The sequence below is a fragment of the Citrobacter sp. RHB36-C18 genome, assembly GCF_013814485.1.
GTDB classification, from domain to species: Bacteria; Pseudomonadota; Gammaproteobacteria; order Enterobacterales; family Enterobacteriaceae; genus Citrobacter; species Citrobacter braakii.
Window position 1 is genome coordinate 2,514,842 of record NZ_CP057125.1, and the last position, 10,712, is coordinate 2,525,553.

General features: G+C 41.0%; 10 protein-coding genes. 4 read left to right on the top strand and 6 right to left on the bottom strand.

Going from position 1 to position 10,712, the window contains the following annotated elements; all coding sequences use genetic code 11:
- Positions 1-261: 261 nt before the first annotated feature.
- From HVZ52_RS11970 to HVZ52_RS11980, 3 genes are all read left to right on the top strand, one after another.
- Positions 262-423, top strand: coding sequence for a hypothetical protein (locus HVZ52_RS11970; protein WP_016152967.1), 162 nt, complete (start codon positions 262-264; stop codon positions 421-423).
- A 290-nt stretch (positions 424-713) separates the two neighbouring features.
- Positions 714-1,466 (top strand): SDR family oxidoreductase, encoded by a 753-nt coding sequence (locus HVZ52_RS11975; protein WP_181598273.1) that lies wholly within the window; start codon positions 714-716, stop codon positions 1,464-1,466.
- Positions 1,467-1,744: 278 nt separating this feature from the next.
- Positions 1,745-2,305, top strand: a complete 561-nt coding sequence (locus HVZ52_RS11980; protein WP_181598274.1) for a hypothetical protein — start codon at positions 1,745-1,747, stop codon at positions 2,303-2,305.
- A 277-nt stretch (positions 2,306-2,582) separates the two neighbouring features.
- On the opposite strand, the gene HVZ52_RS11985 is transcribed toward HVZ52_RS11980, so the two are convergent.
- From HVZ52_RS11985 to HVZ52_RS12005, 5 genes are all read right to left on the bottom strand, one after another.
- Entirely contained in the window at positions 2,583-3,800 is a 1,218-nt protein-coding gene (locus HVZ52_RS11985; protein WP_181598275.1) for a hypothetical protein, read from the bottom strand.
- A 275-nt stretch (positions 3,801-4,075) separates the two neighbouring features.
- Positions 4,076-4,321 (bottom strand): hypothetical protein, encoded by a 246-nt coding sequence (locus HVZ52_RS11990; protein WP_181598276.1) that lies wholly within the window; start codon positions 4,319-4,321, stop codon positions 4,076-4,078.
- A gap of 448 nt (positions 4,322-4,769) precedes the next feature.
- Positions 4,770-5,885, bottom strand: a complete 1,116-nt coding sequence (locus tag HVZ52_RS11995; RefSeq protein WP_181598277.1) for a UvrD-helicase domain-containing protein — start codon at positions 5,883-5,885, stop codon at positions 4,770-4,772.
- The gene (locus HVZ52_RS12000; protein ID WP_181598278.1) at positions 5,882-7,534 is read right to left on the bottom strand and encodes an AAA family ATPase; all 1,653 of its coding nucleotides are present in this window, start codon (positions 7,532-7,534) and stop codon (positions 5,882-5,884) included. Before HVZ52_RS12000 ends, HVZ52_RS11995 begins: the two co-directional genes overlap by 4 nt.
- Before the next feature lie 361 nt (positions 7,535-7,895).
- A complete protein-coding gene (locus HVZ52_RS12005; protein WP_223952617.1) occupies positions 7,896-8,609 on the bottom strand; it encodes a lysogenic protein in 714 nt (237 codons plus the stop codon).
- Between the two features lie 270 nt (positions 8,610-8,879).
- Here HVZ52_RS12005 and HVZ52_RS12010 point away from each other — a divergent pair, with 270 nt between their 5' ends.
- On the top strand, positions 8,880-9,482 hold the full coding sequence (locus HVZ52_RS12010) for a site-specific integrase (RefSeq protein ID WP_103928174.1): 603 nt from the start codon (positions 8,880-8,882) through the stop codon (positions 9,480-9,482).
- A gap of 249 nt (positions 9,483-9,731) precedes the next feature.
- On the opposite strand, the gene HVZ52_RS12015 is transcribed toward HVZ52_RS12010, so the two are convergent.
- Positions 9,732-10,604 (bottom strand): LysR family transcriptional regulator, encoded by an 873-nt coding sequence (locus tag HVZ52_RS12015; RefSeq protein ID WP_016152964.1) that lies wholly within the window; start codon positions 10,602-10,604, stop codon positions 9,732-9,734.
- Positions 10,605-10,712 lie beyond the last annotated feature (108 nt).

The following is a 10,712-nucleotide window of genomic DNA, read 5'->3' on the forward strand; positions in this document are numbered from 1 at the left end:
AGATAACCTCTGTCACAGAGGCTAATTAATTCGCTGTTTAATAATCCACGCAATACGATATGTCGTTTTTTATGCAGTGCTATTTCTACCCGGCCCCTTCAATTATTTCAGCTAATCATTATGAATTACCCATTACATGTACGGGTTCGAAATCCTCACCTTGCCTGAGATATGATTATTTGTTAAATTAACCGCATTAGCGTTAAATACATTGAGCATTATACAGACGCTATTTATACAATAATGAATGATGGAGTTAAAATGAAGTATGCGTTTGCATTAATGTTGAGTATGGTATTGTCAGGTTGTACCGCAAATGATTGGGTGGATGCTGCAAGTGGAATAATGCAGGCAAAAGACCAACACGATAAAGACGCAAGAAACAATCGCATCAAAGAAGCCAACAGGGCTGCAGGCTACTGATATCTAAATGATTAGCACATCCCTCTTCTTGTCTTTATAAACAGAAGAGGAATGGTATTCTAAACAAATTTACTGACTAAATAGCACAATTAAAATTGGTGTATAGCGCATACATATCCTTGCAGAGAATATAATAACCTAACGCTCAGTCCGCTCCGCGCCAGATGCTGGCTTTGCAAGTCCCCTATCCCTATTCCTCATGTAAAAATGGCACTAATTGAAAGATGCCAATCCACTTCCTCATGTATATCTATATCCACACTTAGTCATAAAGAAAAGGATGGATGAAGATGCTGAGAGGTAAAAGAGCTGTAATTACGGGTGGAGGTGGAGGATTTGGTCAGGCGCTGTGCGTGTGGCTGGCGCAAGAAGGCGTCGAGGTGGATTTTTGCGCGCGGCGTGCTGATGATATTCAAAAAACTTGCAGTATCATCGCGGCTGAAGGCGGGATTGCAAAAGGATATATCTGTGATTTAACCCAGCCTGAATCCCTTTCGCAGTTTTCTTCACAGTTGTTAACTTCAGACAAGCCCATCGACATTTTAATCCTCAATGCCGCCCAGTGGCTGTCAGGAACGTTAGACGATCAACCAGACGCAGAAATTATCAATACCGTCAGTTCAGGCCTGACAGGTGCGATTTTACTGACTCATGCATTGTTGCCTGGGTTAAGACGTTCAGAAAGCGCGGATGTCGTCTCAATAATATCTTCATGTGGGATTCCGAATTTTACGGATTCAATTGCGCATCCCGCTTTTTTTGCCAGCAAACACGGGCTTAGCGGATTCACAACTAAACTGTCACACCAGTTGTCCGAAGAAAATATACGTGTGACCGGGTTGTATCCACCGGATTTCGAACTTACAGGGTTAGATACGTTTGTTGATAGTCAATCCAGAATGGGGGAACGTTTATTAAATGGACGCTCAGTCTGGGAAACTATTCGTTTTGTACTCGCTCAACCGCGTAGTTGCCATATAGGTAGTATCTACTTTCAAGGTCCGACTCGAGAGAAACTGAGTTCCAGGGACTTAATTTGGTGACGTTGAACAACGCGGTCAACGTCCGCTCTTGACCTAGCGGCTCTTGAAGGTCGCCAGCCAGACTGCTCCGTGCCAGAGGCGGACTTCTCACACTTCGGCTTATGTGGTCAAAATCTGTATGTCACTACACTTTATAGTATTTATATCAATAGTTAAGATAAAATGAAGGTTAACTGGCATTTCATTCGAATACGTAGCCCCACCCGTTAAATGAATGATGGCCTTAGACAGGAGCATTGCCAAGGTTCATGTAAACGATACAGGAAAGAGAACATCAGATGCTATGTAAATACTCACTCAATGACCTGCTCGGACTGCTTGTTTTTTCAAGGAAATATCACTTTCTCTACGATAATCTGGACTGCCTGATCATTGCATGGGCTGAAGATAAAATTACCGAAGGAAATGATTCGGTGACTCTCTTAATTCTCGCTTCACTTGGTCTTGATAATCAACCTGAACGTACTGAGGTTGAATTATATCTGTCACGATACATGATAGAGCAGCGGATTGTACTGCCACCGCTAAAAACAGCAGCATTGGTCTGGATAAAGCTATTTATGAGTCAACTTTCCCAGTGCACATCCATTCATGATGCAGAACAAAAAATGTATTTTCTGGTGTGTCATTGGTTTGAACCTGACGTAAAGATTTTCGAGGCAGCGGTCGATATGCTGAAATCGCTTTACTGGCGTCTCTTTGATGAATGGAAAGGGCCAGGTACAAGCAAAGCGGTAAGGATGGTGGAGTCAGAATTCTTTGATCTGATTAATCGTGCGATGCTGACCTATTCCCATAAAATTGAGAATCCAGATTGGCAGAATCTGCTTGTTCGGTAATTTTTACCTGCATCCTGAAAGATGTCTTTCATGTGTGAAAAACTCCATCCAATTTGAATTCCTTTTCGCATTTAACTTAAGCATATTCTGCCAAAACCTCATCGTTCCCCCTTTGAACCTAGAAACAAAGTTAAGCAGACTGAATAGCCGCTTTGTGCCAGAAGTGGACATTGCTAACACCGGGATTTACTAATCTGCTGAGGGCTGGTTAACTCATCCTTTCCTAAAAATTAGGCGGGTACATCCAAAGGCACAGTGTAATTACTTAATTTAACAATTAAAGTTTAAACTGTATTTTATCAATATCATTGTTTTCATTGTCTACGACATTTATGAACATCAATGCACTATGTGCATCCATTGATTGAGTGGATGGGTGCTTATATTTTTCATTAGTTCCAGCTGAAAAAAATGCAATTGCCAAAATTGACTTTGATGGACTCAGGATTGATTCACTACTTTCTATGTCACCATGGTGCGGTACAATAACATAAGTATATTCATTGTTTTTAAGCGCTGCTATTCCTGGACATAAATCAGTGTGAATATTTTTGTATGAATAATCTCCGGGAGCTAAGACCTCCTCTTTCTCAGTGCTAATGTGTGTAACTAATGCATTATCGTTTTTTTCTTTTGAAGAAGAAAAAGGCTGAGTACGATACGAATGCAGAAACCCGTTAGCAAATTTTATTTTAATCCTGGAGCAGGCTATAACTTTCTGAAAGGTTAATTTATCCTTAAGGAAAAGATCATCTGTATTGCTAGGGATGTATATATTAGACACCATTTCCAATATATATGGATCCCAAGATAAAAGTCTATGATGATCGCTATCTAAATGAGATAAAATCATATCCACCTGTGATAGAGCATTAAGATCAATTATAAGTTTATTGGTAGACAGTTTTTTATAATTAGGCTTTAAAATAGGTTTGCCTGCACCACAATCAAGCAGAACCCCTTCTTTTCCATTGTGTAACAATGAGCACATTCCCTGACCTACAGAATAACTATTCAAATATATTTGCCCCCTGAACTCCTTATTTATATCGGTATGGCTTTTCTTTTTATTCAGGAAACTTTGAATCAGGTTGTTTTTTGCAACTAATTTATTTGATGGGTAAACAAATGCCAAGCTTATGATTTTAATTTTTTCATATTCTTGTTCTGTTTTACTTCCCTCAGGGGAACGATAATTTCGATAGTAATACCCATCGGCAGTATTTGATTTTTTAAACTTCAATAAAATATAGCAGTGGCCATTTTTAAGATTAGTGATATGCCTTTGAACATACAAGTTTCCATTTTTGGATTCTCTATTGTAGAACTCTGACTCTTTGATGTCGATTGAAAACGTTGAAACCGCAGTTGAATCATCGTTTAACTCATCTCTATTGAAACTATTTAACCTGACACCTTGATGTTCAGACATATAGTCTAGGGTTATATTCGTTTTGTCTAAGCAGCATACAAAAGTCAATGTTTTTTCACTCATGAGTTCTTCTCTCCACATGCAATTTTATGCTTTCTTTAGATATGTTGACCTGCACTCCATTGATTCACTCGTAATGCGGTTAGCAATGTCCGTTCCTCGCTCACTGCGGACCTTTAGCCCCGCCAGCACGTCAGGTCTGTGCCATAGGCGGACGTCACAGTACAGATTTTTAGACATACATAACCCGCTTGGATGCGAAACTTACACCTTCATTGAAGGTAGTGCTATAACCGGATCATTAAGTTGGGAGCATTACCATCAATTGCATCGGATTATTATGAGTGAACACTAAAATCGTTTTGCTCTGCTATTTCCCACACTGAAGAAAACTCAGTTGGCGTTGGTGGAATAATATCAAACCAGTCAAAATTAAATACTTTTTCTCTCTGCTTATGTAAATCACCTGTCGTATCAAACCCATCTCCAGGTAATCCTGTCTCAGAATTCACAACCAATACACTTAATGGTGGTAATTTATTCTGAGCACAAAAATGAAGAATATGACCTAATTGACGATCCATCGTACCTGCGCCTTTATACCCAAGAATATCAGCAATCTCTCTATATGTAGTTATCTTACGCGCATAAGCGAATCCGATGAGAATTTGCCATATTTGTAATGCTCTATTCTCAAGGGTGTTTTTTTGGAAAAATATTGGACCATAGATTCCTCTCCAGAGTTATGTTACATGTAACAGTTCGAACTAAATAAGCGAAACGTTTTGTGTGTCCTTAGACTACCGAGAGAGCACACTACCTGTGATAGTTCTTCCTTGAATAGAATATCATGATCAAGGTTGTCCACCACTCCCCAATTTTTAGTAGCACAGGATTATAGAATGGAAATATCTTCCAAAGACAGCAATTCGGTCACAGCAGACCTTCTGCTCAGTTAGTTCGGCCGCTTAGTGCTAGCCTTAGCTCAGTGATAACCAGATGCAACGTAAGAATTTGAGGGCCCTCATGGTCCTACCCTGAAGTGTAAATTTTAATCCCATTAGAGTTAAAACCTGCGCCACCATTAAAGACAATCGCAACACTTTTAACTGGCCTAGTCAGACCAACATACAACTTGGCTCGTGAATCATTAGTGAGTGCAGCGCTATTATCTTGGAACCACTTCAGCATAGGTTCGGTAGGAAAGATGATCACACGTTCAAATGTCAGGCCTTTAGATGTACCAAAGGTAAAGACAGGATAACGTTCATCAGCGGTACGCCTTTTATCCCAGCGCAACTGCACGGGAGTATACGTTTCTAGGTAGTGACTCAGTAATTTTTCGGGCAGCAGGAAGACTCCGTCATGACCGGATATTTCACGAACGTTGGAGGCTGAAGGAGCAAAGGCAGGATAAAGTTTGTTGGCAAAATCATTGATTTCATGAAAGCACCGAAAGTTCTCATTCAACATTTTATCATCAACTGTGACCCCTACCGCCTTGTCATCAAAGAAATTCACGATGGCAGCTTTTTTGTACTTCGCATTTTTCTCGGTATTGACGGTACTGTAAGTGGCCTGACGCGGGTCGCCGACCAGCGTGATTTTAATGGGTGACCTGAACAGTGTTTGAAGAATTTCAAGATCGTAACCAGCAAGATCCTGAACCTCATCCACATAAATTTCATCAAAGCACGACGCCAATCGAGCGATGACTTTTCCGCTCGACTTCTCATCACAGCGAAGAGAAAGTTTGGCCATTTTATCGGAGTAAAGCTTAAAATCAGAACTGAAATAGTGCTGCCTGAAATCTTTCTCCCCCCAGTAGATGGGTCTCCCTGCTACCTTATAAGGCTTTACACCGGATTTGCTGCTGCAAAGGAGCATTCCTTTGACGTCATAGTCAAATAAACACCCCTGATAGGGTTTTATCCAATGTTTAATAAGAAAGGAAAACCAGGTGATCACATATAAATTAGGCGGAACGCACCCATTCTCTTTAATGATTTTGACATTTATTTCATCCCGGCATGCCTCGGTGAACGTGGTAATCAGAATACGCTTTCCTGAAGTGACGGCCTTTAATGCTTCACTAACTACAAAGGTACTTTTACCTGCTCCAGCAGATGCGATGATGACTTTGTTCATTTGATCGCATCCAGAATGTACTGCGGATACTGTATGCTGAGCGCCGCAGTATTCGTATAGTTAAATATCTTCAATGCGCAATCTGTTTTATTCGCATGCATGTAAATGCGTAAGTCATCATCAGAAGTATGAGCAGTCCCTAAAACGGTATTAAGGCTTGCCCTACTGTTCGCCTTCAGCAATTTGGGCTCAAGAGTATTATAATTGTATTTTTTTGTGCCCACCATCAGCGTACCGGTATCAACAATCGGGTCAACACAGATATCAATGTGTGGTTTTATATTCGCGCCCAGATAGGTGCTATATTTTTTCTGAATTGCGGCAATATCGCCATCATTGTCCGTTACGACGCGGGTAGGTTTGTCGATAATCGCGGCTATTTCCAGAAATCTCAGAAAAGAAATCCCTACTGAAATAACTTCGATCCCGTCCTCAATGGGTAGTCGTCCCTGGTTCGTATCCATGTATGCCTTCTGAACCACAAGCTCGTCTGAATCGCCTTCAACCAGAATCGCTTTCTTACACAAAACCATTCGAAGCGTGTCGTAACCCGCAATCTTTTCGAAAAATTCTTTCGTGCCAGGTGTTAACGAAGCCAGCTTGGTCGTCTTGCGGTTCGAGAGAAAAATCAGATCACCAAGACCGAGTTTATTCGCAACAAAACTACTGTGAGTCGTAATGATGATCTGTTTACCTTCACAGTTGTCTTTGATGGTCTTAATGAGCAGATTAAGCTTGGTGTGCGATAGGTTATTTTCAGGCTCTTCAATGAGAATGACATTCGACTCTTTGGCTTTATTGTGCGAGAGCGCCAAATTTGTCTTCACAATGCTTTGCTCGCCCTTTCCAATGTAGTTAAACGGAACATCATCCAGGCAGGTAATCAGGCTTGATTCCCATGCTTTTTGAGAGGAAAGCTCAACTGAGATAGTGACCTTTTTACTGGTGATCTTGCTTGCACTAATAATTTTCTTATTGATGGTTTCGATAGACTTGTCTGATATGAAGGCTTCTTTCATCTTACGGTGCGACTGAGAAACGCTAATGACCTCATCATCCGTCAGCAAATCCTTGATTATTCTGCTGATGTAAACATCTGACCCATTGTTGCCTCTGGCCGAGGATGAATCGATAAATGCAGACTTGATGGGGATATTACGTGATAAAAGTGCGTCCCTGCTGAAGCTTTTCCACTCAATATCGTAATACTCTATAGGCAACGTTCTGATATCACCCACTTTCAAGAGTGCTTCATAGGCAGCCTTATAGTCCTCGTTAAACTTGATTTTGAATACAACTCCCACTGAGGATGACTTAAGGCAATTACCATCCCCCTCCAGGAAAACAGTGTCAGGCGTTTTTTGGAAGTGGAGCTCAACGAATAGCGCTGGCGGTGGCAATCTAGCTGCGGTTGCGAGACTGGCTAGATATTCCTTCACCAATTGGTCATTAAAGAGATATTGGCTGATGTTATTCTTGACAGGTTTCCCTGCATACAAACCCGTCAAGCCTAAATTGATAGCCTCAAGGATGGTACTTTTTCCCGCTTCATTATCGCCTACGATAATGTTCACTGACTCATTGAACTCGATGCAGAATCGGTCTTTAAACCCCTTAAAACCCTCAATAATTAACTTTGTAATAATCATTAACATCTCCATTACATGTTGTACGCAATCAATTCAGGAAAATATACTTGATGAAAAGTGGATTGGGGTTTATAGCAACAGGTTAAATATCAACCGAGCAATTAACCTGTCCCTTTCAATACAATACGCCAAAGTTAGCAATACCACTATCGATTGTATGGACAATTGAGACCTTCCGTGCCTCGCTCTTAGCAGGCCTCACGACCTTTTTTCTGTCCACTTCGCTCCAGAGGCGGAAAATTATACCTCAAAGAAAGTGCCTTCCGAGTTTCATTGATAATTTTTTAAGAAATCAAAATACTCACCAAATTTTTATCAATTTCTTTCGATGTGTTTCGTCCCTTTATATTAGGAGTTAACTTTATAGTTTAGAACGCTCATTACTATTAATCCTTACTTCATTGGGATCAAGGTAGTCAAGCAAATCAATTAGTGCATGTTGCAACTTCTGTAATCGAATGCGATAAGCTTGTAAGTTCTTCGTCATTTTAACAACTTCGCCTTTCAATTCTTTAAATAAAAATTCGTCACAAAACGCATCTTTTCTTATGAATTCACCATAGCCAATACAATTATATCCATTATCTCTTTTGATTAACATCTGCTCGCCAATAGCTCTTTGTTCTCCCGCAAAGAAAATAAAATGAGGACCAAGACTATCTGTTTGTATCAATGAATATATTCTACTCTGCAGTTCGGATAGTTTGCGAGTCTTTAAATCATTTTCAAGATTCAGAAACTGAACATCAATTCGAGCGGCTTCAGTCCATGCAAAAAATTGAGCTACAAGAAAAACAGTATTGTTTATAACATAGTTTTGATTTCTATCACTTCCGTTATGATAATACCGTTCAATGAATCCGCCTTCTAGTATGTTATAAATTCGACTTTGTAAGTCAGCGGCAGATCTAATCAATGGCTCAAGATAATATTGATGCTTCCTCTTTTCCTCTATGGCATTATTTATCTTATTAACCCTGTTCTGATTAAATGTAGTAATTCCAACAGAAATAATAACTGAAGCTATGGCAAAAACTCCACCAATGATACTCGAAATCAATGTCACATTCATCATAACCTCTTATATATTTTTATATCGTTCCGCTAACTTTACTTGATTTAATCTAACCTTCAAATATAAATTTCGTCAATCATGTTATCCTATTAAATCTCTAAAGATAAACTCATTTTTTGCATGAGTTTTGTGACAAAGATAGCTTCAATGAAAAGCCTTATAGAGTTACTAGGCCATAACAGTTTTTACGATAAACTCGAATGCAACGTCTGCTCCTCGCTCATAAGGGACAACCATACTCAAATCTCCAACATTGCAGGAGATTTGAGTATGAACATGTCACCGTGGAACAAAGACCGTATCATAGGCCAAAAAAGACCACTTCAGATATCTCATATCTGGGGGATCCGAATCCGGCTTGAACTGGAAGGTAAAACGCGTGATTTAGCTCTGTTCAACATGGCCTTAGACAGTAAGCTACGAGGCTGTGATCTGGTCAAACTCAAAGTATCTGATGTTGCATATGGTAGCTCTGTCTCAAGCAGAGCAACGGTGCTGCAACAGAAAACCGGTAGCCCTGTGCAATTTGAGATAACCAAAGGGACAAGAGAAGCTGTTGCTGCATTGATAAAGCTTGGCAATTTGCACAGTAAAGACTTCTTGTTTCGGTCTCGGATCGGAACTAACCGGCACATATCAACCCGGCAATACAGCCGAATTTTTCATGGGTGGGTAGAAAAGCTTGGTCTCGAAGCTTCGCTTTACAGCACACACTCCATGAGAAGAACAAAACCTTACCTGATCTACAAGAAAACCAAGAATCTTCGGGTGATCCAACTTCTGTTGGGCCATAGGAAACTGGAAAGCACAGTCCGTTATCTGGGCATTGAAGTCGATGATGCGTTAGAGATCTCTGAATCGATTGAAGTCTAAGGTTGTCAGGGCTGCAACAGCAGCCCTGTGCCAATGGCAGACTGGCAACGAACGAATCAAAGAGCAGATGCCGTTCTTACTACAAAACAGTGGTCAAATTTCTTGACCAATCCCAGGAAAGAAATCTTCAGCAACTCTATTAAATTGCATTAGTCAATCCTGAAACTGAAAGCCTGCATCGATAATAGATCCATATGGAGTATTTACCAGCCCAAAAGCCCTAACGGCACAATATGGTTGTGGAATACCTCAGTGGGATGAAACAAAGGAAACAAAGCAATTCAATACCCGGCTAACCTCACGATTTTTAAGCCATATCATCATAGTATTGACATTACCAATGTGAGGAGTAATAGAGTGGCACCGTATGGGGAAGCTCGTTTCATACTGTTTGACGACGCTCTCAGGCAATAATGCAATGCCCATTCCGGCACTTACGCAACCAAGTATTGCCTGAAAAGAACCAAACTCCAGCGGGTCGTCATAATCGACATTTTGTAGCCGTAACCATTGCCCAAGCCGGGAACGATAATTACATCCTTTCACAAAGACGAGCGGCCTTGTCACCTCCAGATCGGCTCCCGTCACGACATCACCATGCTCTGCGGCCGTAACCAGAACCAGGGTTTCCTGACACAGCACCTGCGTTTGTAGCCTTGAATTGTCTACGTGCAACGCCTTGTGGTCAGCGACGAAGGCAATTTCAAGTTCACTATTCTGGATCTGACGAACTAACACATCTGTCGGTGACGTTTTTAAGTTTAATTCTACGGAGGGCATTTCACGGTGGAAGTTTGCCAGCAAAGCAGGAAGTCGGACGGCGGCAGTGGTTTCCATTGCGCCAATGCGCAGAGGGCCAGCCGCTTTCGTTCCCTGCATAGACAACTCGGCTTCGTCTAAAAGCGCGAGGATTTTGTTAGCGTAACGCAGAAGCAGTTCACCTTCAGGGGTGATGTGAAGACGATTCTTCTCGCGAACAAACAACGAAACATCCAGGCTGGACTCCAGTTGCTTGAGCCGCGTCGTGACGTTTGAAGAAACGCAGTGCAGATTACGGGCTGCTGCGGTGATAGAGCCGGTTTCCGCGACGGTTTTAAACAAATTTAATGAGGTACTGTTCATCGTGTCTGTCACTCAAAGTGAAGGTTTTCGTCATTTTTATTAACTTTTTATTATCATTTCTTTATGTAACATAACAATCAAATCTGATTGACATATTGAGCCTGAAAA

Bases quoted from the DNA above. Each gene is read 5' to 3' on its own strand.
- HVZ52_RS11975 (WP_181598273.1), top strand. From the start codon at position 714: ATGCTGAGAGGTAAAAGAGCTGTAATTACGGGTGGAGGTGGAGGATTT.
- HVZ52_RS12015 (WP_016152964.1), bottom strand. From the start codon at position 10,604: ATGAACAGTACCTCATTAAATTTGTTTAAAACCGTCGCGGAAACCGGC.
- HVZ52_RS12005 (WP_223952617.1), bottom strand. From the start codon at position 8,609: ATGATGAATGTGACATTGATTTCGAGTATCATTGGTGGAGTTTTTGCC.
- HVZ52_RS11990 (WP_181598276.1), bottom strand. From the start codon at position 4,321: ATGGATCGTCAATTAGGTCATATTCTTCATTTTTGTGCTCAGAATAAA.
- HVZ52_RS11970 (WP_016152967.1), top strand. From the start codon at position 262: ATGAAGTATGCGTTTGCATTAATGTTGAGTATGGTATTGTCAGGTTGT.
- HVZ52_RS11995 (WP_181598277.1), bottom strand. From the start codon at position 5,885: ATGAACAAAGTCATCATCGCATCTGCTGGAGCAGGTAAAAGTACCTTT.
- HVZ52_RS12000 (WP_181598278.1), bottom strand. From the start codon at position 7,534: ATGATTATTACAAAGTTAATTATTGAGGGTTTTAAGGGGTTTAAAGAC.
- HVZ52_RS12010 (WP_103928174.1), top strand. From the start codon at position 8,880: ATGAACATGTCACCGTGGAACAAAGACCGTATCATAGGCCAAAAAAGA.
- HVZ52_RS11985 (WP_181598275.1), bottom strand. From the start codon at position 3,800: ATGAGTGAAAAAACATTGACTTTTGTATGCTGCTTAGACAAAACGAAT.
- HVZ52_RS11980 (WP_181598274.1), top strand. From the start codon at position 1,745: ATGCTATGTAAATACTCACTCAATGACCTGCTCGGACTGCTTGTTTTT.